Raw genomic sequence first — 24,015 nt, 5'->3', positions numbered from 1 at the left:
CTTAGACCTCAATCATTCCTAGCCGAGCATAAAGGCGGCGCGCTGTTTGATTGCTGGTTTCGACCTTGAGGTCGACATGAGCGGAGCCGCGCGCTGCGAAGAGGGCGAAGGTGTGGAGCATAAGCGCTTCACCCAGCCCCTTGCCGCGATGGGCCGGCGCGACAGCGAAGTCCTTGATGAAGTCAGACGTCCAGCACTGAACTAAACCGGCGACGCTGCCGTCTTGCGCCAAAGCGGGGACGCACAGGGTGGGGTCGAACTCAAAGTCAGTGGTGAGGTTGCCGTACCAGTCGGCAAAGGCCGCGATTTGGCCGCCGGGGAAGGCAATCTCCAGCACGGCGTGGATGGCCCTTGAGTCGACGTTGGCAAAGCGCGCGGGCGCTATGCCATCCGGCCAGACAGGGGCGAGCAGGGGCGTGTCCAGCGGCTTGCGCAGCAGCAAGTAGTCTGACGCCACGGGCTACTCCGCAGCCACACTATCGGCCAGCCCGCCAGAGCGCTCGATATAGGCGATGATGGTGTCGAGGCTTTCGCGGCGCAGCAGGTCGGTGAACACATAGGGACGCCCCTCGCGCACCTTTTGCGTGTCGCTCCCCATCACCTCAAGGCTGGCGCCGACATAGGGCGCGAGATCGGTGTGGGTGATGACCAACAGGTCCGAACGGGAGATGGCAGGGCCGCCCTTGCGCGGGATCTTTTCGCCCTGGGCCACCGAGATCACATAGATGGTCAGGTCAGCCAGATCGGGCGAGAAGGTGGCGGCCAGATTGTCGCCGCCGCTTTCGATCAGGATAATGTCGAGATCGGGAAATTTGCGGTTGAGGTCATTGATGGCCGCAAGGTTGAGTGACGCATCTTCGCGGATCGCGGTGTGTGGGCAGCCGCCGGTTTCCACGCCGACTATGCGGTCTTCGGAAATGGCCTGAGCGCGTGCAAGGATCAGCGCGTCTTCGCGAGTGTAGATATCATTGGTGACGACGGCCATCGAGTAACGGTCGCGCATCGCCTTGAGCAACATTTCGCAGAGCGTCGTTTTGCCCGAGCCGACGGGGCCGCCAATGCCGATGCGCAGGGGGCCGTTGAGTGATTTCATAGCAACCTCATGATGGCGAGAGCGACGAAGCCGACGCCCAAAAACAGGCAGAGCGGGGAATAGACACGGCGATCATTGAGCCGGAAGTTTGGCTCCGGCGTTTGAGCTGCCCACCAGGACGTGTAGCCGACGACGCCGCGCGCGAGGAACACCAATGCCAGGCCAAAGCCGCAGACAGTCAGCAGCTGTCCGCCGCCGTCGTGGTCCGCGAGAGCGAGAGCGAAGACGCCCGCGACCAACAGCAGAACGGCAATGCCAAAGGATGCGAGCCGTGGCGGCATGCGCTCGACGCCAGCGGTTCCAACCACCGTCTGTGCCAACAGTTTTTCATTGCGGATGGGCCATGTGCGGCCGATAGACCAGAGGAAGTGGGCGAAGGACACGGCCAGAAGGGCGATGAACATGAAGGCGGCGATGAGCATGCTCATGAGCGGAAGATTCTCGTCGTCAGAGTTTCGTGGGACATTTGGGCGATATCAGCGGCGTAGGCGACCGAGCCAATATCGTCCAGTGCGGCATGCTGGCACAGATCGGCCATGGTGGCGATATCGCTCTCGAGCGCAGCCATGATGGCGAGCCCGTCGGATTGACCGATGGGAACGAGGCGCACGGCGACAGAGACTTGCCCGTGCACCGCAGCGGTAAGCCAGGCGAGCAGCGCAGAGTGCAGCTCGATCGCATGTCCGGCGGCAGTCGCCCCTACGGCGATGGGGTAGGGGCAAGGCGTTGGCAGGTTGTCGAGGACGGGCGTGGGCCATGCCTTCGCGGCGCTGACGAAGGCATGGCCGGTGATGGTGGTCTCGTCGTGCCGCTCGCGTGCGGACGTCAGTGCGAGGCACAGATCAGCAAGGTCCTGCAGGGCGGCTTTGTCGTTGGCGCTGCGGTGTGCGTGAGCAAAGAGGATCGCGTCTGTGCGCATGGAGCCGTGGTGGAGCCCGCCGGTGACCCATTGCTGGGTAGTCATGCGATCATGCACTGTCCGCGAAGCAATGGCGGCCTCAAGGCCGGCAGACCACGCGAACGCGCCCACCGGAAAGGCGGGGGACAGCCAGGTCAGCAGCTTTTGCAGGTCTCCGGGCGTACTCATCGGGCGAGGAGCGCATGTCCGGTGTCGGTGTGGCTATGATAGGCGCCATGCTCGGCGAAAAAGGGCTCGCAGACATCGCTGACGGTGGCGCCGAGGCCAAGCAGCATGGTCTTGAGGACGTGATCGCGCTTGATGAGGATGCGTTTGGCTTCCAGTTGAGCCGAGGTGTGGCGGTTGCCGATATGCCAGGCCAGCTGAACCAGGTGTTCGGTGTCGCGGGCGCGCACGTCGTAGAGCAATTCCTCGGCGGCGATGATTTCCACCAGACGGCCATCTTCAAGCTGCAGCGCGCTCCGGGGTTGCAGCGTGATGGTCTGAGGAAAATCCACCAGCACTTCGTCGCCGTGCTGCAGCACCAGCAGCTTGCGGCGCAGCCGTCGTTCGTCATGCTGCAGCACGATCAGATCGAACGGAATTCCCTGACCATGATCGGGCGGCAAAATGGCGACGGCACGGAGCATAGGCAAGGCCTCTCTGGCTGCGCCGATCAGGGCGTGTTGTTGACTTCGGTGCAGGTCAGGACCGGCTCAGCATCTGCATCAAGCGTTTCATCGTAAAGGCTGGCGTCGGCGCCCTTGGACCACCAGATCCACTGGCCGGAAGCGTAGCGCACGCCGGAGGCCGAAATCACGGCGGTGAAGATCAGCGGTTGCGGCTGATCGGCCACGGGGACCAGCGCGAGGAAGTTCGGCGCAGCGTTGATGTAGTTCACCGAAATCGGGGTTTCGGTGCCGCAATCGTAGTGGATGGTGTGGCGCTCGAAATCACCGCTTTCGCTGCTCAGTTCAAGCTGCAAGCTGGATTGTGCGGCGTGGGCGCCAGCAGTGGCGAGCAGCAGAGCGGCGAGGGCGGCGGGCAGCTTGGGTGACATGGTTAGACTCCGTTGATCGTTGCGCGGAGATGAACATCGGCGCGCGGCGAAATTGGGGTCACAGCACTTCAATGCGCTGCGGGTGAATGACTTCGACTTTGACCGAGACCACATAGGGCTTGTTGGTGTGGGTGAAGTTGGCGATGTGATTGGAACTCAAATGCCGGTCCAGCGCCTCGCGGGTTTCCCATTGCTCCAACATTACGACGCGGTCAGGGTCAGTCACGCTGGCATGCAAATCATAGAGGAAGCAGCCAGTCTCGCGGCGCGATGCGTCGATGGCGGCGTGAGCGGCCACCACAAAGGGTTCGAGCTTGCCCGGATGCAGGTGGAACGTGGCGACGACGTAAATCACTTTGGCGCGGTCTCCAATGCGAGTGCCGACCGATCTTTGTCTGTTCCAGCCCGTCGCGTCAAATAGAGTGAGCCTGGGATGGGCTGATCGCGCTCTTGCCGGATTGTGACGGGTTGGCGTTCGACGATTTCCAGACCATGTTGTTCTGCCATCTGGGTGATGTAACTCACGGAATGCGCGTAGCGCCCGCTGGAGCGCACAGTGAGGCCGTCGATAACAAGGTCCTCCACTGAGAAGATGAATTTCCCGTCTGGCCCGAGGCGTTCGGCAACCGTGGTGAAGACGGCGTCGAGTGGGCCGACATAAACGAAGACATCGGCGGCGATGATAACTTCATAGGGGCCAGCGAATTCGGTGGCGGCGTTTAATACGCTTACAATGTCGCCAGATCGCAGCGTGCGGTAAAGGCCGCGTTCTTCGGCCTTTCGGACCATTTGGGATGAGATGTCGATGCCGTCTATCGCTGACGCCAGACCCTCCAGCGCCACGCCGACGAGACCGGTGCCGCAACCGAGATCGAGCACCCTGCCGATGGGCTGTATCTCAGCGAGCGTGTCGCGGATGATTTCCGGGATCCGGTATTGCAGCGGGCCGGTCAGGTGCTCGTCGAAGGTTTGCGCATAGGCGTCGAACAGGTCTGGCACGTAGCTTTGGGCGCGGGCGTCGGCTGAGCCCGATAGGGCGCCGATCATGTAGGTGGCGTAGCGATCATAGGGGATGAGCGCATGGAGCGCACGAAAGCTCGCCAGGGCGTCGTCGCGCAGTCCGACGTCGAGTTGCGACTGCGCCAGGCCGCGCAGGACTGCGCCGTCCTTGGGACGGAGGTCGCGTGCCTTCTCGAACGACGTTAGCGCCTCAGCCGGGCGATTGTTCGCCAACAGCGCATTGCCCAGCTGAACCAATGGTCCAGCAGAGTCCGGTTCGGCCTGGACCGCCTGAGTAAGCGTTGTGACGTCCGTCGTCATTGGGCTGCCTATGCTGAAATCGAACTGCGCGGACCTTTAGAACAGGAAATAGCGCTGTGCCATCGGCAAGACGGTGGCGGGCTCGCAGGTTAGCAGTTCGCCATCGGCGTGGACCTCGTAGGTTTCCGGATCGACCTCAATGTTCGGCGTCGCAGAATTGTGGATCATCGACGCCTTGCCGATGCCGCTGCGGGTGTTGGAAACCGGCAGCATGCGCTTGGCGACACCGAGTTTGTTGCGCAGGCCATCGTCATAGGCAGCCTGCGAAACGAAGGTGACCGAGGAATTGGTCAGCAGTTTGCCATAGGCGGCAAACATGGGCCGATAGTGCATGGGCTGGGGCGTCGGGATGGAGGCATTTGGATCACCCATGGGGGCGGCGGCAATCGAGCCACCCATCAGGATCATATCGGGCTTCACCCCAAAGAAGGCAGGGTCCCAGATCACCAGATCGGCGCGCTTGCCGACCTCGATTGAGCCGATGTGCTGGCTCATGCCGTGGGCGATGGCGGGGTTGATGGTGTATTTGGCGATATAGCGTTTGACGCGGAAATTGTCGTTGTCGCCAGTTTCCTGCACCAGCTTGCCGCGCTGCTTTTTCATCTTATCGGCGGTCTGCCAGGTGCGGATCAGCACTTCGCCCACGCGGCCCATGGCCTGGCTGTCTGACGAGATGATCGAGAGCGCGCCCATGTCATGGAGGATGTCCTCCGCCGCGATGGTTTCCTTACGGATGCGGCTTTCGGCGAAGGCAACATCCTCGGGGATCGACGGCGAGAGGTGGTGGCATACCATCAGCATATCGAGATGCTCGGCGATGGTGTTTTTGGTGTAAGGCCGCGTTGGATTGGTCGATGAGGGAATGACGTTGGGCAGGCCCGCGACCTTGAGAATGTCGGGGGCGTGGCCGCCGCCCGCGCCTTCGGTGTGGAAGGCGTGAATTGTGCGGCCCTTGAAGGCGCCGATCGTGTCCTCGACAAACCCGCTTTCGTTCAGCGTGTCGGTGTGAATCATCACCTGCACGTCGAACTCGTCGGCGACGGTCAAGCAATTGTCGATGGTGGCGGGGGTGGTGCCCCAGTCTTCGTGCAGTTTGAGGCAGGACGCCCCGGCAAGGATCATTTCGGCGAGCGGAGCAGGGCGGGAGGCATTGCCCTTGCCGGCGAGCGCGAGGTTCATCGGGAAGGCGTCGAAGCTCTCGATCATCCGCTGAATGTGCCAAGCGCCCGTGCAGGTGGTGGCGAGCGTTCCGTGCGCCGGGCCGCTGCCGCCGCCGAGCATGGTGGTGACGCCACTCATCAAGGCCTCTTCGATCTGCTGGGGGCAGATGAAGTGGATATGGGCGTCCATGGCGCCCGCAGTGATGATCTTGCCTTCTCCGGCTATCGCCTCGGTTGAAGGGCCGATGATGATGTTGACGCCGCTTTGGGTGTCGGGATTGCCCGCCTTGCCGATGGCGTGGATGCGGCCGTCACGCAGGCCGATGTCGGCCTTGTAGATGCCGGTGACGTCGACAATCAGAGCATTGGTAATGACGGTGTCGACAGCGCCTTCGGCGCGCGTGGCCTGGGACTGGCCCATGCCATCACGGATCACCTTGCCGCCACCGAATTTGACCTCTTCGCCATAGGTGGTGAAGTCCTTTTCCACCTCGATAATCAGTTCTGTATCGGCGAGGCGCACACGGTCGCCGGTGGTGGGGCCGTACATGTCGGCATAAGTGGCGCGGGAAATGCGGGCGGGCATGATCAGGCTCCGTGCGGCCAAGAGCGGCGATATGGGCGTGCAAAAGCATCCCGCTGCGCATAGCGCGACGGGATGCTGAAGGTTCTAAAACTGGGGTCGGCGGTTAGTTGACCGTGGCGGCTTTCGACGTGCGATAGACCGCAACGGCCCGATCGATCAGGGCGTCGAGCAACTGTTCGCCGGTCACCATGTGTGGGTCGCTGCGCTGAGTACTGACGATCAGCGAGGCGCCAAGCGCCTGAATGGCGTAGGCTGCCTTGAGGCGACCACCCGCCTGATGTTCGTTGCCCTCTGCTACGATGGTCTTGAGCAACGCTTGGCTGGCCTGTGGCGCCATGGTTGCCTTGGCGGCGCTCCACGAGGTCTGTCCGGTCGTGTCGGCCAAGTCGGCTGCAAGGCTGCCCAGAAGCCACATGGTCTCCTGGTCCTTGCTGCCTTCCTGCTCGATATGCTGCAGTGTCTTGGCAAAGCGGATCTTGAAGTCTTCTTGCGCGGTCGTCATGTGGCCGGTCCCCGAAAAGGCAAATCGGGGCCCTTAAAGCATTTCGAGACGCATCGCGCCATGCCGACTGTGTTGGGGCGCGCCTCACAGTGGTCCCATGATCTGCTGGCGGAAGCCATAGACGGTGCGCGTGCCGCCAAGCGGGATCAGCCGCACCTCGCGCGTCTGGCCGGGCTCGAAGCGCACGGCTGTGCCGGCAGCGATATCTAGGCGCATGCCGCGCGCCTGGGCGCGATCAAAGCGCAGCCCGGCATTGGTCTCAAAGAAATGGTAGTGCGAGCCCACCTGAATGGGGCGATCGCCGGTGTTGGCGACTTCGAGCGTGATTTGGGGCGCGCCGACATTGAGCTCGATGTCGCCTGATTGGGGAAAGACCTGGCCGGGGATCATGGTGTCCTCACGCTGAATTGGCGGGGGTGCAGCCCGCTGGGTTGAACACGCGGACAGCCGAGGCTGGGTTGTTGGCGAGCTTGCCTGCGGGGCGAATTGGTCGTGAGGCGAAATTGCCGCCGCAATTGGGGCATTTGCCGCCGAGCCTCTGCTCAACGCAGTCGGCGCAAAAGGTGCATTCAAAGCTGCAGATCATGGCGTCGGCCGCCGATGGGGGCAGGGCCTTGTCGCAGCATTCGCAGGAGGGGCGCAGTTCAAGCATGGCTCACCGTATCGGTTCGTGAACGGTGACGAGTTTGGCGCCGTCGGGAAATGTCGCCTCGACCTGCACGTCGGGGATCATCTCGGCGATGCCATCCATGACCTGTGCGCGGGTGACGACATGGGCACCTGCTTCCATCAGTTCGGCCACCGGGCGGCCGTCGCGGGCGCCTTCGACGACGAAGTCTGTGATCAAGGCAATGGCTTCGGGATGGTTGAGCTTGACGCCGCGCTCGAGGCGCTTGCGCGCAACGATGGCCGCCATGGCGATCAGCAGTTTGTCTTTTTCACGCGGCGTCAGGTTCATGGACGTGTCCTAGAGATGCCAGAGGCGCGGCAAACTGCCCGCGCCGGAGAGTTCAGCCAAAATTGGAACGATGAGGCGGCGCAGTGCAAGCCCACTATCTGCCAAAGCCCTAACCACTAGCCGCTCACCATTGGCACTTGCAGCGATGCGGCCGTCACGGGGCAGGAGCGCGCGAACTCGAGTGAGTTGGGCCGCGCATTGGTCAGCATCGGGCGCAATATGCAGCACGGTGGCGAGGGCGCGGCGGCCAGCGAGCAGGGAAAGCCCATCGCGCTCGGCTCGGGTGCCGTTCAGTTGGGTTGCTTCGGCGTGGATCAAGCGGCCATTGCGCCGGACGCGCCAGTTGTCACGCAGGCGCGCATCGAGCGCCAGCTCGCCCATGGCGTCGCGCCCGAGCAGGATCGCCTCGACGGCCGTCAGGCTTGCTCCAGTGGCCAGGTCAATGTCGATCCGGCGGTCCAGCTGGCTCGCGGCGAATAGGATGGTTTCCTGCGGTAGCCAATCGAGGTGGGCATTGCTCCCGACGGAGAGCTTCGTCCTGACGCGGGCCGGGCCACCAATCGAACGATAGATGCGCTCGCAGGCCTGCGTGGTCAAAACCAGGCTTCCATCATCGGATAAATCGGCTAACCAGTGCATCTCATCGCCGCCGGTCAGGCCGCCGGCGGTGTTGATCAAAACGGCCTCAAGGGAGGTGCTGTGCGTGTGGGGCAGGCGAATTTTGGCGCAGCCATCCTGATACAGCGTCGCCAGGCGCGTCGCATCACCACGCATTTTAGTCGAAATCTTCCCGTCGCCACGCGCCCGCTGCATCCGGACCGGCCCAGCGTCGTTACCAACAACGTTGGAATATTTTTCCGCAACGAAAGTCATGAAGCTGCGTTCCTACTGCGAGCAAGCGCTCCCCAATTATATAAGAAGTGGATTTTAACATGCGTATTCAGGTTCTTATTTCTGCATTTGCCCTTTCGGCTGCTATGTCCTTTTCGGGTGCTGCCTTTGCCCAGACCACACTTGGTGGGGTAGAAGTTCTTCCTGCTGACCTGCCTGCAGTTCAGGAGCGTTGCAATGTAATTGCCAATGCTGCTGAGACCCAGTCCATCTCGACCACCGATAGCGATGAAGCTAGCGAAGACAAGGCTCAGGACCCTACGACCTCCGCTGATGCCGACGCCAATATCGAAAGCGTTCCAGCCCTGACAGACTCGGGCACCACCACTTTCGATCTCGAAACAATCAACCTCGATGATTGTAAGGCCGCAGGTCTCGTCAAGTAATCGAAGCCAGCTTTGCATAACTCACATCCAGGGCGTCCGACATCCGTCGGGCGCCTTTTCAATCTATGCAGATACAAATGCAAAGGCCGTGCCAGCGCTTGTGCGGCGGCATAAGGCGTTGAATTAAATGAGTATCGATCGGATTGAACCAGTACGATCAGCGAGTGCACTGGTTTGCCTGCCGATCAATTGGTTGGATTTGGCTCAGTTTGGCTAAATATTGAGCAGACGATGCTTGCGATGCGCAAACGCCGCCAATGGTGAACATTGACAGCGCTTGAAAACGAAGCTTGCCAAGGTGCGTGGCCCCGCTACTCGGACGGGGCAAGTTCCGCGAGGGTTTTGCCTTCGGTGTCGGTCAAATGGAGGTTGCCGTCGTCGATGACGTAGCCGGTGGCGTCGGACAGCACCTTGAAATAGGCCTGTTCTTGCGAGAGGCCTTCGCAGGCCATCATGGTCGAGAACACGTCGCTGATTTCGATGCCGTTTGCAGTGTAGACCAGCTTGCCGCCATATGTGTTGCAGCCGCCATTGCCGCCGACCCCGCCTGCGGTGATGTTGAGCGTGGTTGTTGTCGCTGGATCAGTCGGCGTGCCGCTGAGGGACACCAGCGTCCACTTGGTGCCCGCGAGGTCGCGGTCTGGCTCCTGTCCGTCAGCCAGTGCCGGAGCGGTCAGCGTTGCCAAGATGGCGAGGGCATAAAAAGAGCCGCGCAGTCTGTGGGTCTTCACGTTCAACCTCCTGCTTGTTTGCCGATACTGCAGTGGCACTTAGCATTTTTCCTAAGCGGCGTATGCAGGCGAGACCGAGCCCGCTCAAAAACCTTCGATCACAGATGAGATCGTTGGGAACCGATGGACTTTGGCGCCGTTGTCTCATCGAACCGGGAGGGCGCGTGGTGCAGCCTGAACCGAACTGACTTTGGCGCTTATGTCCTCCAGAGCGCTAAACGAGCGGTGGACTGCTGCAGAGGCTGACGCTCCTTTGTGGTGTCTCCGGTGGGGGCGTGAAACTCTGTTTCGCGCCCCTTTTTCGTGGCCGATACACAGCATTTTCTGATGATACGTATCAAACCGTAAGGGCTGTGTTTTCCCGTCCTTCAGCACACTCACCGGTTGCTGAAGTGTGTTGAAACAATCCCAAGCGAGGGGCGTATCTCCCATGTGGCCATAGTGGTCGCTAATAGGAGGTATGACATGAAAATCGCTTCACAAGCTGTTCTCGCTGGCGTCTTGCTGTTCGGCGCTACTTCATCTGTTTTCGCAGGAAGTCTGCTCGGTATTATCGGCGGGAAGGATAGCGGAGCGCTGGTCACGATTGGATCAGGCAGTGCGTCTGGCTCCGGCCTTGTCAATGTCGGGCTCGGTGGTGGCGGTGGCAATTTGGTTGATGCCAATGTTGGCGGCAGCGGTTCCAATTCCGTCGTGAAGGCCAATGTCTCGTCGGGTGGTTCGAGTGGCAGTGTGTTGGGTGCCAATGTGGGGTTGCTCAACAACAATGTCCGCGTTGACGCGTCGGTCGGCGGCGGTAGTCTTGCCAATGTTGGTGTCGGTATCGGCGGCGGCGGTGGCGGCAACGGGCCGGGGCCTGGCAATGGTGGTGGTGGTAACGGTGGTGGCGGCGGCAACGGCCCCGGCAATGGCCCCGCTGTCGGTGGAAACGGTAGCGCCAGTTCGTCCGGTTCTGACAGCGCGCCATGTCTTGGCACGCCAGTCGCACAAATCGACAAGCTGATCCGCTCAACGCGCGTCGACGCCTCGTGGCAGCGCGCGTCTAATGTGGCCATCCAGCAGGTTGCCGTGTGCCCCGATGTGAAGGCTTGGTTGGCCAATCAGGTCAAGGGCTCAAACTATGGCGCCCAGCTGCAATGGGCTCTGCGCAATGACGTGCTGGCGAGTGCATCATTGTCACGCACGTCCTACGGTGCCGATCGTGTCTTTGCGGTGCAGCGCTCCGGCGCGCAGCTGACGCTGTTTGTTTACTAGGGCTCCCCAATGGGCCCGACCCGGTTCAATCTGGGCCGGGCCCATAATCATTGGTGTTGCAAAAATTGACCGTTTCCGCGAATTCTTCGAACGAAGTTCGAGGAATGGGCGACTTGCCGTGATGACCTTGCAGATTGATGCCGTGGATCGAAAGCTTTTGCGTGCCTTGCAGGAGGATAGTCGCAAGAGCGTGCAGGTGCTGGGAGAGGGCGTCGGGTTATCAGCCTCAGCCTGCCACCGACGGCTCAAAGCATTGGAAGAGCAGGGGCTGATCGAGGGCTATCGCGCCGTGCTTAACGCTGGCAAGCTCGGCTACTCGATGCAGTTTTTCATCGAGGTTGGCCTGACCAGCCAGAGTGAGACGGCGCTCGAAGCGTTTGAAACCGCCGTGCAGGATATTCCCGAGGTCCTCGAGTGCCACCTGATGGCGGGGCAATCCGACTATATCCTGCGCGTTGTCTGCCAGGACCACGACGATTTCGAAAGGCTGCACCGGCGACTGAGCGCGCGTCTGCCGGGTGTGGCGCGCATCCATTCCAACATGAGCATCCGCACCGTAAAGGCGCGGACCGGATTGCCGGTCTAGCGTTAGATTCCGTTGGTCAGGTTCAGGCGATCGAGCACAGTGTGGTCGGATGGATCGACCATGCTGGCAAGAAAGCGGGTCACGATTTGCCGCGAGTCCGGGGGCAAGCTGGCTATGGCGGCATTGATGCGGCTCGATTGGGTCGCGGACAGGGTCGAAAAGAACCCACGCCCCTTGTCGGTCGCGTAGAGCAGCCGCTGGCGACGATCGGAATGACCGGTCTTTTGCTCGATATATCCGTTGTCGATCAGCTGGCGCAGCACACGCGCCAGACTCTGCTTGGTGATCTTGAGAATGTCGAGCAGGTCGGCCACGGGCATGCCGGGCCGCAGATTGACGAAATACAGCACACGATGGTGCGCACGGCCAAATCCCTGACGCTCCAGCATGGCGTCGGCATCGCCGGTAAAATCTCGATAGGCGAAAAAGAACAAGCCCATGATGTCGAGTGGCAGGGCTTTGTCGCCAGGCAAGGCGGAATTTATGTCAGCTATGTTGACATTTATTTGGTGGGCTGCCATTGTCTTTCCATCGGGACGCCGTTTCGTCTTATCCCTCAGCCTTTGTGGTTTGCCAAGGCCTTGGGCCTGGGGCATGATCGGCGCCAAGTGGTTCGCCGAAGCGGTGAGCCTATATCATATGTATCCGGGAGAGGATCATGGCAGGCGTGCCTATGGACCAGCGTGAAGGCTGGATCTGGTTTGATGGCGAGTTCAAACCTTGGAAGGACGCGAAGGTTCACGTACTGACGCACGGGCTGCACTATGCCAGCTCGGTGTTTGAAGGCGAGCGCGCCTATGGCGGCGAAATCTTCAAGTCCCGCGAACATACCGAGCGGCTGATCCGTTCGGCGGCTACCCTTGATATGCCCATGCCCTGGTCGGTTGAGCAGATCGAGGAAGCCAAGCGCCAGGTTCTGGAAAAGAACGGCCTTGTCGATGCTTATCTGCGTCCTGTTGCGTGGCGCGGTTCTGAAGAGTTGAGCGTTCCGGCGCGCAACAACACCGTGCATCTGGCGATCGCTGCCTGGGTTTGGCCGAGCTATTTCTCGGTCGAGGAGAAGCTCAAGGGCATTCGTCTCGAGTGGAGCAAGTGGAAGCGCCCATCGCCAGAGACGATTCCGTCTTCGGCCAAGGCTGCTGGCCTCTATATGATCTGCACCCTGTCCAAGGACGCGGCTATGGCCAACGGCTATGCCGACGCACTTATGCTGGACTATCGTGGTTATGTGGCAGAAGCCACTGGCGCCAACGTGTTCTTCATCAAGGGCAAGGACATCACGACGCCAACGCCGGATTGCTTCCTGAACGGTATTACGCGCCAGACGCTGATTGAGCTTGCCAAGCGCAATGGCTACACGGTTACCGAGCGTCATATCATGCCCGAAGAGCTGAGCCAGTTCGACGAGTGCTTCCTCACCGGCACTGCCGCTGAAGTGACGCCTGTCAGCGAGATCGGTGAATACCGCTTCACGCCAGCCGAAGGCTGCCGCACCCTGATCGACGCCTACTCGGCTGAAGTTCAGCCCAAGCGCGCTGCAGCTGAATAAGTTGAAGGCGATGAATTGAAAAAGCCGGGCCCAGTGCCCGGCTTTTTTGTTTTTGGGGGAGAGCGAGCAGGGTGGGCGCTACTCCCAGCGCGCCTTCGCCACATCGTCCTCAGCCTTCGCCTCGACCCAATGGGTTCCGGTCGGTCCAGTTTCCTGTTTCCAGAATGGGGCGTCGGTTTTGAGGTAGTCCATCAGGAACTCTGCGCCCTTGAAGGCAGCGTCGCGGTGGGGGGAGAGCGTCATCACCTGTACGATCGGCTCGCCCGGGCCGAGCGTGCCATAACGATGGATCACAGTAGCGGCCAACAGGCCGAAGCGTTCGGTGGCGGCGGCGACGATGGCGGTGAGTTGGTTGATGGCTAGATCCGGATAGCACTCAAGCGTCAGGGCCGTGATCGGGGCGTCGGGTTTGGAGCGCACGACACCGGTGAAGGTCACGGCCGCGCCAGCGCCATTGCCGGCGGCGAGGAAGGCGTTGGTTTCGGCGCCGGGGTCGAAGGCACCGGTGGAGACGCGAACACCCATCTCAGCCTCCCGTCATCGGTGGGAACAGGGCGACGACGCTTGCACCTGCAATCGGAGCGCTATGATTGACCAGCTTGGCATCGACTGCTGCCTTGATCAGGCTGCGCTTGGCAAAGGCTAGTTCGGCGGCTTCGTCGCGGGATGCAAGCCAATCGATCAGGTCGCCGACGGTCGCGACTCCGGGTGGCAAGCTGACCTCTTCCTCACCGCGATTGAGGCGTTCGCGCAGCCAGGCGAAGTAGAGGATTTTCACGGTGAGTCGCTGGAAAGATGAGGCCAGCTGGCGCGCAGATATTGCCAGCCCGTCCAGAGGGTCAGGATACCGGCGACCCAAAGCACGATGTCGCTGACGAGGCCAAGGCCAGGTATGATGCGTTCGAGCAGGATGATGGCCAAAGCCACCAGCTGAATGGTGGTCTTCCACTTGGCTAGCTGGCTGACTGGCAGCACGACCTTGGTGTTGCCGAGGAATTCGCGCAGACCGGAAATGAAGAACTCACGGAACAGGATGGCGCAGACCGGGATCATATCCCAACCAGAAAGGCTGCCGTCCCATGCCAAAGCGGTGATCAGAATGCCGACGAGCAGTTTGTCGGCAATCGGGTCCAGCATGCGGCCGAGCGGGGAATACTGGTTCCAGGCACGGGCCAGATAGCCATCCACCCAGTCACTCGCAGCGGCCACAATGTAGATGGCCAGTGCCACGCCCCGCAGCACGAGATCGCCCTGCATCACCAGCCAGACAATGGGGATGATCGCCAGAATACGGGCGATGGTGATCATGTTGGGAACGAGGAGCAGTGGGTTCTTGGCCATGAGGTGACAGAACAGGAATGGACGTTGAGGGTCAAGGGTTTGGTGGGGGCGGACTGCTGGTCCCTTCGTCCCCTCTCCCCTGAGGGGAGAGGGCTAAGGTGAGGGGGTCAGAGGTTGGTTATGCCATTGCGGCTGCCTCAGCCTCTGAACCCGTCACCCGACCCTTTGGGTCGACCTCTCCCCTCAGGGGAGAGGTGAGGCGGTGCTGCGTTTACGCCACCTGCTGGTTGGTTGCGGCGCGGCGTTGGGTGACGGAGTCAGCCAGGGCCTCGAGCGCTACGACAGTCGTGTCCCAATCGATGCAGCCATCGGTGATCGACTGGCCATAGACCAGTTCCTTGCCGGGGATCAGATCCTGGCGACCGGCGACGAGGTTGGATTCGACCATGACGCCAATGATGCGGCGATCGCCAGCGGCCAGCTGAGCGCCGATTTCAGCCAGAACGATGGGCTGGTTCTCGGGCTTCTTGGATGAGTTGGCGTGGCTGGCGTCGACCATCAGGGCCGGCGCAACGCCGGACTTTTCGGCGGCTTTGGCAGCGGCATCAACGCTTGCGGCGTCATAGTTCGGCACTTTGCCGCCGCGCAAGATGACGTGGCAGTCTTCATTGCCGGTGGTTGCCGCAATGGCCGAGCGGCCGTCCTTGGTGACGGCGAGGAAATGGTGCGGCTGGCCAGCCGATTTCACGGCGTCCAGGGCGATTTGCAAGTTGCCGTCGGTGCCGTTCTTGAAGCCGACCGGGCAGGAGAGGCCTGACGCGAGTTCGCGGTGGATCTGGCTTTCGGTGGTGCGGGCACCAATGGCGGCCCAGCTGACGAGGTCGGCAATGTATTGCGGCGTCGTCATGTCGAGGAATTCGCAGGCGGCAGGCAGGCCGAGATTGTTGATGTCGAGCAGCAGCGCGCGCGCGGTGTGCAGGCCCTGATCGATATCGAAGCTGCCATCGAGATTGGGGTCGTTGATCAAGCCCTTCCAGCCAACGGTGGTGCGGGGCTTTTCGAAATAGACGCGCATGATGATCTCAAGGCGATCGCCGAGACGTTCACGCAGCGTAACCAGGCGGCGGGCATAGTCCACGGCGGCGGCTGGATCGTGAATGGAGCAGGGGCCAACGACAACGGCCAGGCGGTCGTCGGTGCCGGTCAGGATGTTGTGGAAGTCGTGGCGGGCGCTGATGACGGTGCGGGTCGCAGCGTCGGTGCGCGGATGCTGGCGCATGACCTCGATGGGCGTCGTCAGCGGTTTAATGGCGGTGATGCGAAGGTCGTCGGTGGACTTGAGCACTTGTGGTCTCCTCGAGAATTTTGAGCGAGGGGGCCAACAAAAAAGCCGCCTCGTAGGGGGCGGCTGGCTTCGGGTTTGGTCGTATCCTTGTGAGATCAGATCAAGCGCGCGGTAGCCTCCGCCGGGAGCGGATAGCTAAACCAAAACGAAACGGTGGCGATGGAACGGATCATGGCATGATATGTAGCTCGAGAAACCGGGTCTGTCGACTCCGACTTTTGGGCAATCGAATACTTGCCTCAACCGTTGCGATTGAAGTGATCGTAAATCAACTGCGCCATCTGGCTCGAAATCCCTGACACACTGCCCAGGTCGACAAGGCTGGCGCGACCGACGGCTTTGGCTGAGCCAAAATGCTGCAACAACGCGCGCTTGCGAGTCGGGCCGATGCCTTCGATTTCGTCGAGCGGATTCTTGATCTGGTCTTTCTTGCGCTTGGCGCGGTGCGTACCGATGGCGAAGCGGTGGGCCTCGTCGCGCAGCCGCTGCACATAGTACAGCACGGGATCACGGTGCGGCAGCATGAAGGCTTCGCGGCCCTCCATGAAGAATTTTTCGCGGCCCGCGTCGCGTTCCTCACCCTTGGCGATGCCGATAAAGGTCACTTCCTTGGGCAGGTTCATCTCGTCGATGACGCCGCGCACCGCGCTCATCTGGCCGGCGCCGCCGTCGATGAAGACGACGTCGGGCCAATCGGGCATGCCTGTGTTGTCGTCTTCGGCGTCGTTGTCGCTTTCATTGGCGAGACGGGTGAAGCGACGCGTCAGCACTTCACGCATCATGCCGAAATCGTCGCCGGCGGCGATGTCGGATTTGATGTTGAAGGTGCGGTAGAACTTTTTGGCAAAGCCTTCCTCGCCCGCTACCACCATGGCGCCAACCATGTTGGTGCCCGAGATGTGCGAGTTGTCGTAGGTTTCGATGCGGCGCGGCACTTCCTTGAGGCCGAAGGTTTCGGCGACGCCCTCAAGCAGGGTCCGGTTGGTGGCGCCTTCGGCCAGCTGACGGCCCAGTGCTTCGCGCGCATTGTTGAGCGCGTGATTGACCAGATCGCGCTTTTCGCCTCGCTTGGGCTGTTCAATGTAGACTTTGCGACCGGCGCGGCTGGAGAGGGCTTCTTCCATCACGTCTGGCTCGGCCAGTTCATGGCTGATCAGGACGAGGCGGGCAGGCGTGCGGTTTTCATAGAACTGGCCGATAAATGCTTCCAGCACCTCGGCATCTGTGAGGGTGGCGTCGGCGCGTGGACGATAGGGGTAATTGCCCCAGTTCTGAAAGGCGCGGAAGAAAAACACCTGAACACAGAACTGACCGCCTTCGTGGTGGATGGCGAATACGTCGGCCTCTTCCACGGTCTTGGCCGTGCCGTCGCCCTGCGACTGGACCAGCGCAAGTGCAGACAGGCGGTCGCGGATGAGTGCGGCGCGTTCAAAATCAAGCTGTTCGGCGGCCTCGTTCATGTCTCGCTGGAGGTGATCGCGCACGCCCTGCGACTTGCCGGACAGGAATTGACGGGCGTCGTCGACCAGCTCGCCATAGCCTTCGAGGCTGATTTCGCGAGTGCAGGGGGCGGCGCAGCGCTTGATCTGAAATTGCAGGCAGGGGCGTGTGCGGGCAGCATAAAAGCTGTCCGAACAATTGCGCAGCAGGAAGGCCTTCTGCAGGCTCGAAATGGTGCGGCCAACGGCGGTTGCCGAGGCGAAGGGGCCGAAATAGTGGCCCGGCCGACGACGCGCGCCCCGATGTTTGGTCAGCTCGGGCGCTTCGTGATCGGTGGCAATCAGGATGTAAGGGAAGCTCTTGTCGTCGCGCAGCAACACGTTGTAGCGCGGCTTGAGCCGCTTGATCATGTTGGCTTCGAGCAGCAGCGCTTCGGACTCGGTCTCGGTGACCACGAACTCCATGCTCGTGGTGGCCGCGATCATGCGCTGCAGGCGCACCTCAAGCCCATCGGGACGCGTGTAATTGGTGACGCGCGATTTGAGGCTGCGGGCCTTGCCCACATACATGACCTCGCCTTCCGCATCGAGCATGCGATAGACGCCGGGTGCATTGGGCAGGGTGCGCACGAAGTCACGGATGACCTCGTGTCCGCTGGCGGGAGGTGTGTCGCTCATGATCGCGGTGTCGGCGCCTGACGGGGCGCATATTCGAGGTGCTCGCCGCCATCCAGCGCCAGCATTTGGCCAGTCATGGATGGGGTCCGCAACAGGACAAGAACGCCATCAGCGATGGCGGACGGACCGGCATTGCGCTGCAAGGGCAGGGCAGCGACGGAACGGTCGAACTCTTCCTGGCTCTGGCGGGAGTGGGGGAGTACGGGGCCGGGGCCGATGGCATTGACGCGGATGGTCGGTGCCAGCGATTGGGCGAGGGTGCGGGTGGCGGCCCAGAGGGCGGATTTGGACAGCGTGTAGCTGAAATAGGCTGGCGACAAATGCAGCACGCGCTCGTCGACGATATTGACGATATTGCCATCGGTACCAGCGGGCAGCTGTGCGGCGAAGTCGCGGGCGAGGAACACCGGCGCCTTGGCGTGGATGGCAAAATGCTGGTCCCAGAGCTCTTCATCCACATCGTGGGCGCTATCGGGGTCGAAGGTCGAGGCGTTGTTGATCAGTACCGTCAGCGGGCCGAATGGCTCGCCTGCGCGGGCAATCAGCGTGTTGCGCTGGGGGCTGTCGGTAAGGTCCGCTTGCAGGATGGCACAATCACCACCAGCGGTCGTGATCTCAGCGCACATGGCGCGCGCGCCATCGGCATCGGAGCGATAATGGATGACCACGGCATAGCCAGACTGCGCGAGCGTGCGCGCAATGGCAGCGCCGATGCGATCGCTGGCACCGGTTACGAGGGCGACGGGTCTGGCTTGGTCTGGATGTGTGTGATTCGTCATGGCTTGGCGATGTTATGCCTTTGTCGGGACCATAGGCGGATTTGGCTGGCATCTTCAATGCCGCGCAGGCGCGCAACAGGTCAGATCTCAGCACTATCTAGGGCGTGATGCTGACAGTTTCAGACAGCAGCCTTGTCCTTTTGTTGAAATCGGTTCGGCAGTAACGTGTCACGGAATCGTGAGGCTGCTGCCCACGGTGTTTCAGGAAGGGGGACATAAATGGAAGCCATCGTGCCTATTCTCGTCCAACTGATCGCTGGCGGTGCCGGCGGTAATGTTCTGGCGCAGGTCATCAAATCACTCAATCTTGGTCCTGCGGGCAATACAATTGTCGGTGCGCTTGGTGGCGTGGCCGGCACCTGGTTGGCCAGCATGATCCCTGGCCTCGACTCGCTGATCGGCGCGGCGGCCACCACCGGCGGTGCCGCAGGCGGGATCGATCTTGGAGCACTCGTCGGGCAGGGCGCAACGGGCCTCGTCAGCGGCGGCATTCTCACCGCAATAGTCGGGGCTGTGAAGTCGGCTATGGCCAAGTCCTGAGCTTTGCGATAGCGCATTGGACGCCCCGGTTCCCAAGCGGATCGGGGCGTTTTCTTATTCAAGCGCTGTAATGTCCCATGTCCGACGCCACTGCCCATTCGCGCACCGACAATGTGAGCCTCGCCATTGTGCTGACGCTCATCACCATTGGGGTGTTTGGCGTTCAGGACGCGATCTCCAAGGTTCTGGTTCAGACCTATTCGCCGTTCCAGATCACCATGATGCGCTATTGGGGCTTTGCTGTTTTTGCGCTGATCCTGGTGGCGCGGCAGGCGCCGCTGCGCTCGGCCTTCGCATCGCGGGTGCCGTGGTGGCAAATTTTGCGCGGCATTCTGCTGATGGCCGACATCTGGTTTTTCGGGCTGGCGCTGCGCACCGTGCCACTGGGCGAGCTGCAGGCGATCACGGTGGTTTATCCGCTGCTGGTGACGCTGTTTGCCATCCCTATTCTGGGCGAGAAGGTTGGCGTGTTCCGCTTTGTTGCGGTTGGCGTTGGCTTTGTCGGGGCGCTGGTGATCGTGCGGCCCGGTGGGCTGCCGATCGATTGGGGCGTGGGCTTCGCGCTGCTCTCGGCAACGCTTTATGCCGTCTATATTGTGATCACGCGCAAGGTCAGTCAGTTCGATAGCGCGGCTACCAGCCTGCTCTATACTGCGGTGATAGGGCTGGCCTTGTCTGCTGCTGTCGGCGTGTTCTTCTGGCAGCCGATGGGCTGGGGCGATGTGGCGCTCGTCGCGGTGATTGCTGGTACCACCTGCGCCGGCCATGGCGTGATGATCTATGCCCTGTCGATGGCGCCTGCCAGCGTCGTGCAGCCGTTCAACTATTTCTCTTTGCCGTGGGCGATTGTTTTGAGCGCGGTGGTGTTCGGGCACTTGATCGACCCAATTTCCCTGGGTGGTGCCGCCATCATTGTGGCGGCTGGTCTGGTGGTGATGGCGCGTGAACGCCACAAGCGGGTGCGGATTGTAGCCGACCCAACCATGCCCGGGCAGTAATCAGCGGACGCTTTGTCTTGAACTTGGCTGCGTTTGTGGTCATTTCAACGCCATCTGTGTGGAGGTGACGATGATCTGGCTGATCGAACTGGCGCTGGTATTGCTGCTCGTTGGAGGCGGCTGGACGCTGTTGTCGCGCGGCCGCCGGACTGATCAACGCGAGGCGCTGACCCTTAGGCGGGTCGATGCCTATATCGAAACCATCCGGCGCGAGCGGACCAATGTGGCGCTTGCGGCAATGAGCGACAGCGAACTGCGCGATGTGCTGTATTCAGGGGCGCGTAATCTGCGGGTGGCGGCTGAGCGCAAGGGCTGGACGCTGTTGGGCGCGGCCGGTGTGACGCTGTTTTCGGCTATTGTCGCAGCGACACAGGATGGCATGCGCGGCTTTGGCATTGCCATGGTCGTTGGTGCCGTCGTGACCTATGGCCTCAACGAATTTCTGGCGCGGCGGATGCGTGAGCCGCTGGAAGCGCGCGGCATTGATGTGGATCGTCTCACTGTCGAATGAAAAACGCCGCCCCGAGGGGCGGCGTTTTGTTTGGGCTAGTTGCCCATGCAGATATAGCCGTTAGGACCGTTGAAGCAGACACTGCCGCCTGGCTGGGTTGGATATGGCCGTGGTGGTGGGCCGGGATTCCAGTGTGGCGGGCGTGGATTTGGGTTCCAGTGCGGTGGACGTGGTGGGGGACCCGGGTTCCACACCGGAGGACGCGGAGGCGCATTCCAGATTGGAGGGCTGTTCCAGTTTGGCTGGTCATTCCAGCCTGGATTGCCACCGCGCTGCAGGTAGCTCGAGGACACCCAGCCCGAAGGGCCGCGCTTGTCGACGAAGCACCAGCTGCCGCGGCAGTACTGCACATCGACCTGTTCGCCGCGACGCAGCGTATCGATGGCCGCATAGCCGGTTCCTGGGCCCGAACGCACATTGACGTTGCTGGTGGCATACGCTGGTGCAGCCATTGCGGCACCTGCGGTCGCCAGTAGCGCCAGAGCTGCGAGGCCAGCTGCCATGAGTTTGTTGCTCAAAGCCATTGTTGATCTCCTTATCCCTGTTGGGCACTAATTGCCTGTGAGGAGAGAAAACACCTTTTGGCATGAACCGAAGCTGAATGGTTCGGTCAGGTTCCCATCACAGGCGCAGCAGATCAACGAAACGCTTGAGAGCAGCGCCGAGTTTCTTGCGCTGCTTGTTTTTCAATTCGCCCATCAGGGCTTCTTCCAACTGGTTCCAGTGATCGGCCAGACCGTTGCGAATGCGGGCGCCGCGCTCGGTCAGGGCAATGCCCGGCGCGAGCTCGGGGCCAACGGCCTGGGCTGTGACGAGGCCGCGCTCGGTTAGGCGCGACAGGCGCCAGGCCAGAGCTTCGTCGCTAAGGCCGAGTTCATTGCCGAGTTGGGCTTCTGTCGTGCCGGAACGGCCAAGCTCGAACAGGATGGCATCGTCTCCCGGTTCCAGGCCGCGTTCGACTAATGGCGTCAGCAACGCCTTGTGGGCGAGTTGGCCAGCTTCGATCAGCCGATAGAGCGTGGAACGCGAGGAGGGCTTGGACATGGGCGGGAAAATAGTCCGAACTCCTTGGTCTCGTCGATTGGTCATCCCATCCTATCGTTAATCGTGGAACGACCAAGGGGCGTTATTGTTCACTTTGCGCAGATGAGTTATGCGTCGATTACGATGCTCTCGTGAACGGAAGTGCCCATGACGCAGGACCTCGCTCGCATTCGTGCTTTCGTTCAGGTGTTCGATTCCGGCGGATTTTCGTCGGCGGCGCGCCAGCATGGCCGCTCCAAGGCGTTGCTCAGCAAATATGTAACCGACCTCGAAGACTATCTCGGGGTCCGTCTGATGAACCGAACAACCCGCAAGCTCAGCCTGACCGAGGCGGGCGAAGCCTACTATCGCGAAGCCAGCGCCCTGCTGCAGCAGCTTGACGATCTCGACGCGACCATTACCGACCAGACCGCTGAGCCACGTGGCTTGCTGCGAGTGTCGGCACCGCGCAATTTCGGGGAGTCGACACTGGCTCCGGCGATCTTTGATTACCTCGCCAAGAATCCGAAGGTGACACTCGATTTGCGGCTCGAGGATCGTTACGTCGATCTCGTAGATGAAGGCATCGACGTTGCCCTGCGCATCTCGACCATGGCCGACAGCTCGCTGATCGCCCGCAAGATCGCCGATATGCATGTGATCGCCGGCGCATCGCCTGATCTGCTCAAGCGCATTGGCACGCCAAAGCATCCCGAAGATCTCAGGCATATGCCCTGCATCATCGACGTCAATTTGCAGGGGCAATCGAACTGGCGGTTTATCGAAGATGGCAAAACCATTTCGGTGCCGGTCAATGGCCCGCTGCGGGTCAATTCTCCACTGGCCGCGCTTAAGGCGTCCACGATGGGTCTCGGATTTGTCATATTGCCGTCCTATCTGGCCGACCCAATGGTAGCGACGGGCGAACTGGTGCCAGTGCTGACCGACTTTTTGCCGACAGGGCAGACGTTGCAGGCGGTCTACCCGCATCGCCGTCACCTCGCGGGCAAGGTTCGGGCATTGATCGACCATCTGGTCGACTGGTTTGCGACGCATCCGATTAGCTAGGGGTAGCTTGTGAATTTTCGGACTGTTGGACGCCGTTTCGGCGCCGCCCTTGTTGGCCTGCTCGGCTTGACCGCGCCCGCCTTTGCCCACCCGCATATTTTCATCGACGCCAAGGTGACCATCGTTTTCGACGATGCCGGTGACATCATCGGCCTCCGGCAGAACTGGAGCTTTGACCGCGCATTTTCGGCTTGGGTCGTACAGGGGTTGGACACCAATGGCGACGGCACGACCAGCCCGGAAGAGCTGCAGCCGCTGGCTGACGAAAACATGGACGGCTTGGGAGAGTTCGGCTTTTACACCTTTGCCGGCTCGCAAGGCGACATGATGGATTTCACCCCGGTGGGTGACCAGGGCATGGTCTATCAAAACGAGCAGACCACGCTGAGCTATTCGCTGAAGGCCGTGAACCCAATTCCCGTGGGCAAGGCGTTTGAGCTGGGCGTTTACGATCCTGAGTATTACGTGGCCATTTCGGTCGCCGACAAAAGTGATGTGACGCTGGAGAACGCGCCGGACGCGTGTGGCGTGACGTTGGTGCCGCCCCAGGAAATGAGCGAGGAGCTGCAAAACCGCCTCTATGCGCTGGGCGCCGATGTAACCGAACTGCCACCCGATCTGGCCGCCGCGATGCGCGGCACGCAGGGTATGATCGTCGTGACCTGCGATGGCAGTGTCGCCCCCGCGCCGCATGTTGCCGCAACGACCGCGCTGGATGCTGTGACCGAGGTGGCGCAGGCCCGTCCAACCATGCCCTTTGGTGGGCCGCCGGTGGAGCCGGGTCTCAACCTGCCGCGCACCGGATTTTTTGGCTGGCTGCAAAACCAGCAGCGCGACTTTTATGGCGCGATGAACAATGCGCTGGGTTCGCTCAAGCAGGACTGGACGGCGTTCTGGCTGCTGGGCGGGTTGAGCTTCCTCTATGGCGTGTTCCACGCCGCCGGTCCGGGCCATGGCAAGGTGGTGATCTCGTCCTACGTGCTGGCCAATGAAACCCAGCTGCGCCGGGGCGTAACACTCAGCGTGCTGTCGGCAATGATGCAGTCGCTGGTGGCGGTGGTGTTTGTGCTGATTGCCGCTGGTATTCTCGGAATGACCAGCATTGCCATGGGCGACGCGGCCAACTGGATCGGTATTGCCTCCTATGCGCTGGTGGCGCTGCTCGGCCTGTGGCTGATTGCCCGCAAGATTTTTGGCTGGGGGCATAGTCACAGCCATGACATGACAGAGAAGGCGCGCGCGCATCTGCATGAGGGCGAGCACGACCATGATCACCGCCATCACGACCACCACCATGATCATGGACATGACTACGATGATCACGGCCATTCTCACATTGTGACGCCGCAGGCGGCGGTGGGGGGCTGGCGGGAGCAGGT

33 protein-coding genes are annotated in these 24,015 nt (G+C 61.3%); 9 read left to right on the top strand and 24 right to left on the bottom strand.

Translation table 11 applies throughout. The annotated features are described in order from the left end of the window. Window position 1 precedes the first annotated feature (1 nt). From WH87_RS11885 to WH87_RS11820, 14 genes are all read right to left on the bottom strand, one after another. Window positions 2–457, bottom strand: coding sequence for a GNAT family N-acetyltransferase (locus tag WH87_RS11885; RefSeq protein ID WP_046137546.1), 456 nt, complete (start codon window positions 455–457; stop codon window positions 2–4). Between the two features lie 3 nt (window positions 458–460). Continuing rightward, the gene (ureG, locus tag WH87_RS11880) at window positions 461–1,093 is read right to left on the bottom strand and encodes an urease accessory protein UreG (protein ID WP_046137547.1); all 633 of its coding nucleotides are present in this window, start codon (window positions 1,091–1,093) and stop codon (window positions 461–463) included. Continuing rightward, window positions 1,090–1,521, bottom strand: a complete 432-nt coding sequence (locus WH87_RS11875) for a DUF3995 domain-containing protein (protein WP_052726193.1) — start codon at window positions 1,519–1,521, stop codon at window positions 1,090–1,092. The genes ureG and WH87_RS11875 overlap by 4 nt, the downstream gene beginning before the upstream one ends. Then, window positions 1,518–2,180, bottom strand: coding sequence for an urease accessory protein UreF (locus tag WH87_RS11870; protein WP_046137548.1), 663 nt, complete (start codon window positions 2,178–2,180; stop codon window positions 1,518–1,520). Before WH87_RS11870 ends, WH87_RS11875 begins: the two co-directional genes overlap by 4 nt. Continuing rightward, a complete protein-coding gene (locus WH87_RS11865; RefSeq protein ID WP_046137549.1) occupies window positions 2,177–2,641 on the bottom strand; it encodes an urease accessory protein UreE in 465 nt (154 codons plus the stop codon). The genes WH87_RS11870 and WH87_RS11865 overlap by 4 nt, the downstream gene beginning before the upstream one ends. Window positions 2,642–2,667: 26 nt before the next feature. Further along, window positions 2,668–3,051 carry an MliC family protein gene (locus WH87_RS11860; protein WP_046137550.1) on the bottom strand — a complete coding sequence of 128 codons (384 nt, stop codon included), beginning with the start codon at window positions 3,049–3,051 and terminating at the stop codon, window positions 2,668–2,670. Between the two features lie 58 nt (window positions 3,052–3,109). Beyond that, entirely contained in the window at window positions 3,110–3,406 is a 297-nt protein-coding gene (locus tag WH87_RS19815) for a putative quinol monooxygenase (protein WP_046137551.1), read from the bottom strand. Continuing rightward, window positions 3,403–4,371 (bottom strand): methyltransferase domain-containing protein, encoded by a 969-nt coding sequence (locus WH87_RS19065; protein ID WP_052726194.1) that lies wholly within the window; start codon window positions 4,369–4,371, stop codon window positions 3,403–3,405. The genes WH87_RS19815 and WH87_RS19065 overlap by 4 nt, the downstream gene beginning before the upstream one ends. Window positions 4,372–4,407: 36 nt before the next feature. Beyond that, window positions 4,408–6,117, bottom strand: coding sequence for an urease subunit alpha (gene ureC, locus WH87_RS11845; protein WP_046137552.1), 1,710 nt, complete (start codon window positions 6,115–6,117; stop codon window positions 4,408–4,410). Window positions 6,118–6,220: 103 nt separating this feature from the next. Next, window positions 6,221–6,619 (bottom strand): hypothetical protein, encoded by a 399-nt coding sequence (locus tag WH87_RS11840; RefSeq protein WP_046137553.1) that lies wholly within the window; start codon window positions 6,617–6,619, stop codon window positions 6,221–6,223. Between the two features lie 84 nt (window positions 6,620–6,703). Further along, a complete protein-coding gene (locus tag WH87_RS11835; protein WP_046137554.1) occupies window positions 6,704–7,009 on the bottom strand; it encodes an urease subunit beta in 306 nt (101 codons plus the stop codon). Between the two features lie 7 nt (window positions 7,010–7,016). Beyond that, the gene (locus WH87_RS11830) at window positions 7,017–7,271 is read right to left on the bottom strand and encodes a DUF1272 domain-containing protein (protein WP_046137555.1); all 255 of its coding nucleotides are present in this window, start codon (window positions 7,269–7,271) and stop codon (window positions 7,017–7,019) included. 3 nt (window positions 7,272–7,274) lie between these two features. Further along, window positions 7,275–7,577: an urease subunit gamma gene (locus WH87_RS11825; protein WP_046137556.1), complete on the bottom strand. Its 303-nt coding sequence runs from the start codon at window positions 7,575–7,577 to the stop codon at window positions 7,275–7,277. Between the two features lie 9 nt (window positions 7,578–7,586). Continuing rightward, window positions 7,587–8,450 (bottom strand): urease accessory protein UreD, encoded by an 864-nt coding sequence (locus WH87_RS11820; protein ID WP_046137557.1) that lies wholly within the window; start codon window positions 8,448–8,450, stop codon window positions 7,587–7,589. Window positions 8,451–8,509: 59 nt separating this feature from the next. On the opposite strand from WH87_RS11820, the gene WH87_RS11815 reads away from it, so the two are divergent. Beyond that, on the top strand, window positions 8,510–8,854 hold the full coding sequence (locus WH87_RS11815) for a hypothetical protein (RefSeq protein ID WP_046173250.1): 345 nt from the start codon (window positions 8,510–8,512) through the stop codon (window positions 8,852–8,854). Window positions 8,855–9,165: 311 nt separating this feature from the next. On the opposite strand, the gene WH87_RS11810 is transcribed toward WH87_RS11815, so the two are convergent. Continuing rightward, window positions 9,166–9,585: an META domain-containing protein gene (locus tag WH87_RS11810; protein WP_197410795.1), complete on the bottom strand. Its 420-nt coding sequence runs from the start codon at window positions 9,583–9,585 to the stop codon at window positions 9,166–9,168. A gap of 465 nt (window positions 9,586–10,050) precedes the next feature. Here WH87_RS11810 and WH87_RS19060 point away from each other — a divergent pair, with 465 nt between their 5' ends. Together WH87_RS19060 and WH87_RS11800 are read left to right on the top strand one after the other, a co-directional pair. After that, complete coding sequence (locus WH87_RS19060; protein WP_052726196.1) at window positions 10,051–10,839, top strand: hypothetical protein; 789 nt, start codon at window positions 10,051–10,053, stop codon at window positions 10,837–10,839. Between the two features lie 121 nt (window positions 10,840–10,960). Then, window positions 10,961–11,425, top strand: coding sequence for an Lrp/AsnC family transcriptional regulator (locus tag WH87_RS11800; RefSeq protein ID WP_046137559.1), 465 nt, complete (start codon window positions 10,961–10,963; stop codon window positions 11,423–11,425). A gap of 2 nt (window positions 11,426–11,427) precedes the next feature. Here the strand turns inward: WH87_RS11800 and WH87_RS11795 are convergent, their stop codons facing one another. Further along, window positions 11,428–11,946 (bottom strand): MarR family winged helix-turn-helix transcriptional regulator, encoded by a 519-nt coding sequence (locus WH87_RS11795; RefSeq protein WP_407060042.1) that lies wholly within the window; start codon window positions 11,944–11,946, stop codon window positions 11,428–11,430. Window positions 11,947–12,083: 137 nt separating this feature from the next. On the opposite strand from WH87_RS11795, the gene WH87_RS11790 reads away from it, so the two are divergent. After that, entirely contained in the window at window positions 12,084–12,974 is an 891-nt protein-coding gene (locus WH87_RS11790; RefSeq protein ID WP_046137560.1) for a branched-chain amino acid aminotransferase, read from the top strand. A 78-nt stretch (window positions 12,975–13,052) separates the two neighbouring features. On the opposite strand, the gene WH87_RS11785 is transcribed toward WH87_RS11790, so the two are convergent. The 6 genes from WH87_RS11785 to WH87_RS11760 form a co-directional block, all read right to left on the bottom strand. Continuing rightward, a complete protein-coding gene (locus WH87_RS11785) occupies window positions 13,053–13,499 on the bottom strand; it encodes a molybdenum cofactor biosynthesis protein MoaE (protein ID WP_046137561.1) in 447 nt (148 codons plus the stop codon). Window position 13,500: 1 nt separating this feature from the next. Further along, window positions 13,501–13,752, bottom strand: a complete 252-nt coding sequence (moaD, locus tag WH87_RS11780) for a molybdopterin converting factor subunit 1 (protein ID WP_046137562.1) — start codon at window positions 13,750–13,752, stop codon at window positions 13,501–13,503. After that, a complete protein-coding gene (gene pgsA / locus WH87_RS11775; RefSeq protein ID WP_046137563.1) occupies window positions 13,749–14,315 on the bottom strand; it encodes a CDP-diacylglycerol--glycerol-3-phosphate 3-phosphatidyltransferase in 567 nt (188 codons plus the stop codon). Before pgsA ends, moaD begins: the two co-directional genes overlap by 4 nt. A gap of 211 nt (window positions 14,316–14,526) precedes the next feature. Continuing rightward, complete coding sequence (locus WH87_RS11770) at window positions 14,527–15,600, bottom strand: 3-deoxy-7-phosphoheptulonate synthase (RefSeq protein ID WP_046137564.1); 1,074 nt, start codon at window positions 15,598–15,600, stop codon at window positions 14,527–14,529. A gap of 239 nt (window positions 15,601–15,839) precedes the next feature. Then, window positions 15,840–17,717 carry an excinuclease ABC subunit UvrC gene (uvrC, locus tag WH87_RS11765; protein ID WP_052726197.1) on the bottom strand — a complete coding sequence of 626 codons (1,878 nt, stop codon included), beginning with the start codon at window positions 17,715–17,717 and terminating at the stop codon, window positions 15,840–15,842. Then, window positions 17,714–18,496 carry an SDR family oxidoreductase gene (locus WH87_RS11760; protein ID WP_046137566.1) on the bottom strand — a complete coding sequence of 261 codons (783 nt, stop codon included), beginning with the start codon at window positions 18,494–18,496 and terminating at the stop codon, window positions 17,714–17,716. Before WH87_RS11760 ends, uvrC begins: the two co-directional genes overlap by 4 nt. A gap of 219 nt (window positions 18,497–18,715) precedes the next feature. On the opposite strand from WH87_RS11760, the gene WH87_RS11755 reads away from it, so the two are divergent. The 3 genes from WH87_RS11755 (at window position 18,716) to WH87_RS11745 (ending at window position 20,545) form a co-directional block, all read left to right on the top strand. Beyond that, window positions 18,716–19,036, top strand: a complete 321-nt coding sequence (locus WH87_RS11755; RefSeq protein ID WP_046137567.1) for a hypothetical protein — start codon at window positions 18,716–18,718, stop codon at window positions 19,034–19,036. Between the two features lie 77 nt (window positions 19,037–19,113). After that, window positions 19,114–20,034 carry a DMT family transporter gene (locus WH87_RS11750; RefSeq protein WP_046137568.1) on the top strand — a complete coding sequence of 307 codons (921 nt, stop codon included), beginning with the start codon at window positions 19,114–19,116 and terminating at the stop codon, window positions 20,032–20,034. Between the two features lie 70 nt (window positions 20,035–20,104). Next, window positions 20,105–20,545 (top strand): hypothetical protein, encoded by a 441-nt coding sequence (locus tag WH87_RS11745; protein ID WP_046137569.1) that lies wholly within the window; start codon window positions 20,105–20,107, stop codon window positions 20,543–20,545. Window positions 20,546–20,580: 35 nt separating this feature from the next. Here the strand turns inward: WH87_RS11745 and WH87_RS11740 are convergent, their stop codons facing one another. Together WH87_RS11740 and WH87_RS11735 are read right to left on the bottom strand one after the other, a co-directional pair. Next, window positions 20,581–21,069 (bottom strand): SH3 domain-containing protein, encoded by a 489-nt coding sequence (locus WH87_RS11740; RefSeq protein ID WP_046137570.1) that lies wholly within the window; start codon window positions 21,067–21,069, stop codon window positions 20,581–20,583. A 97-nt stretch (window positions 21,070–21,166) separates the two neighbouring features. After that, window positions 21,167–21,589 carry a helix-turn-helix domain-containing protein gene (locus tag WH87_RS11735; RefSeq protein WP_046137571.1) on the bottom strand — a complete coding sequence of 141 codons (423 nt, stop codon included), beginning with the start codon at window positions 21,587–21,589 and terminating at the stop codon, window positions 21,167–21,169. Window positions 21,590–21,736: 147 nt separating this feature from the next. Between WH87_RS11735 and WH87_RS11730 the strand changes: the two genes are divergently transcribed. After that, on the top strand, window positions 21,737–22,636 hold the full coding sequence (locus tag WH87_RS11730; RefSeq protein WP_046137572.1) for a LysR family transcriptional regulator: 900 nt from the start codon (window positions 21,737–21,739) through the stop codon (window positions 22,634–22,636). Between the two features lie 9 nt (window positions 22,637–22,645). Beyond that, on the top strand, window positions 22,646–24,015 hold a 1,370-nt coding region (locus WH87_RS19055), incomplete at its 3' end, for a HoxN/HupN/NixA family nickel/cobalt transporter (protein WP_052952324.1).

The sequence above is a fragment of the Devosia epidermidihirudinis genome, from assembly GCF_000971295.1.
GTDB lineage: Bacteria > Pseudomonadota > Alphaproteobacteria > Rhizobiales > Devosiaceae > Devosia > Devosia epidermidihirudinis.
The sequence above is the reverse complement of the archived record's forward strand: the minus strand, read 5'-3'. Positions and strand labels throughout refer to the sequence as shown.

Bases quoted from the DNA above. Each gene is read 5' to 3' on its own strand.
- uvrC (WP_052726197.1), bottom strand. From the start codon at position 17,717: ATGAGCGACACACCTCCCGCCAGCGGACACGAGGTCATCCGTGACTTC.
- WH87_RS11870 (WP_046137548.1), bottom strand. From the start codon at position 2,180: ATGAGTACGCCCGGAGACCTGCAAAAGCTGCTGACCTGGCTGTCCCCC.
- WH87_RS11750 (WP_046137568.1), top strand. From the start codon at position 19,114: ATGTCCGACGCCACTGCCCATTCGCGCACCGACAATGTGAGCCTCGCC.
- WH87_RS11800 (WP_046137559.1), top strand. From the start codon at position 10,961: ATGACCTTGCAGATTGATGCCGTGGATCGAAAGCTTTTGCGTGCCTTG.
- WH87_RS11875 (WP_052726193.1), bottom strand. From the start codon at position 1,521: ATGAGCATGCTCATCGCCGCCTTCATGTTCATCGCCCTTCTGGCCGTG.
- WH87_RS11830 (WP_046137555.1), bottom strand. From the start codon at position 7,271: ATGCTTGAACTGCGCCCCTCCTGCGAATGCTGCGACAAGGCCCTGCCC.
- WH87_RS11790 (WP_046137560.1), top strand. From the start codon at position 12,084: ATGGCAGGCGTGCCTATGGACCAGCGTGAAGGCTGGATCTGGTTTGAT.
- WH87_RS11730 (WP_046137572.1), top strand. From the start codon at position 21,737: ATGACGCAGGACCTCGCTCGCATTCGTGCTTTCGTTCAGGTGTTCGAT.
- WH87_RS11760 (WP_046137566.1), bottom strand. From the start codon at position 18,496: ATGACGAATCACACACATCCAGACCAAGCCAGACCCGTCGCCCTCGTA.
- WH87_RS19060 (WP_052726196.1), top strand. From the start codon at position 10,051: ATGAAAATCGCTTCACAAGCTGTTCTCGCTGGCGTCTTGCTGTTCGGC.
- ureC (WP_046137552.1), bottom strand. From the start codon at position 6,117: ATGCCCGCCCGCATTTCCCGCGCCACTTATGCCGACATGTACGGCCCC.
- WH87_RS11745 (WP_046137569.1), top strand. From the start codon at position 20,105: ATGATCTGGCTGATCGAACTGGCGCTGGTATTGCTGCTCGTTGGAGGC.
- WH87_RS19065 (WP_052726194.1), bottom strand. From the start codon at position 4,371: ATGACGACGGACGTCACAACGCTTACTCAGGCGGTCCAGGCCGAACCG.
- WH87_RS11785 (WP_046137561.1), bottom strand. From the start codon at position 13,499: ATGGGTGTTCGCGTCTCCACCGGTGCCTTCGACCCCGGCGCCGAAACC.
- WH87_RS11825 (WP_046137556.1), bottom strand. From the start codon at position 7,577: ATGAACCTGACGCCGCGTGAAAAAGACAAACTGCTGATCGCCATGGCG.
- ureG (WP_046137547.1), bottom strand. From the start codon at position 1,093: ATGAAATCACTCAACGGCCCCCTGCGCATCGGCATTGGCGGCCCCGTC.
- WH87_RS11860 (WP_046137550.1), bottom strand. From the start codon at position 3,051: ATGTCACCCAAGCTGCCCGCCGCCCTCGCCGCTCTGCTGCTCGCCACT.
- WH87_RS11740 (WP_046137570.1), bottom strand. From the start codon at position 21,069: ATGGCTTTGAGCAACAAACTCATGGCAGCTGGCCTCGCAGCTCTGGCG.
- WH87_RS11755 (WP_046137567.1), top strand. From the start codon at position 18,716: ATGGAAGCCATCGTGCCTATTCTCGTCCAACTGATCGCTGGCGGTGCC.
- WH87_RS11840 (WP_046137553.1), bottom strand. From the start codon at position 6,619: ATGACGACCGCGCAAGAAGACTTCAAGATCCGCTTTGCCAAGACACTG.
- WH87_RS11835 (WP_046137554.1), bottom strand. From the start codon at position 7,009: ATGATCCCCGGCCAGGTCTTTCCCCAATCAGGCGACATCGAGCTCAAT.
- WH87_RS11865 (WP_046137549.1), bottom strand. From the start codon at position 2,641: ATGCTCCGTGCCGTCGCCATTTTGCCGCCCGATCATGGTCAGGGAATT.
- pgsA (WP_046137563.1), bottom strand. From the start codon at position 14,315: ATGGCCAAGAACCCACTGCTCCTCGTTCCCAACATGATCACCATCGCC.
- WH87_RS11820 (WP_046137557.1), bottom strand. From the start codon at position 8,450: ATGACTTTCGTTGCGGAAAAATATTCCAACGTTGTTGGTAACGACGCT.
- WH87_RS11735 (WP_046137571.1), bottom strand. From the start codon at position 21,589: ATGTCCAAGCCCTCCTCGCGTTCCACGCTCTATCGGCTGATCGAAGCT.
- WH87_RS11815 (WP_046173250.1), top strand. From the start codon at position 8,510: ATGCGTATTCAGGTTCTTATTTCTGCATTTGCCCTTTCGGCTGCTATG.
- WH87_RS11795 (WP_407060042.1), bottom strand. From the start codon at position 11,946: ATGGCAGCCCACCAAATAAATGTCAACATAGCTGACATAAATTCCGCC.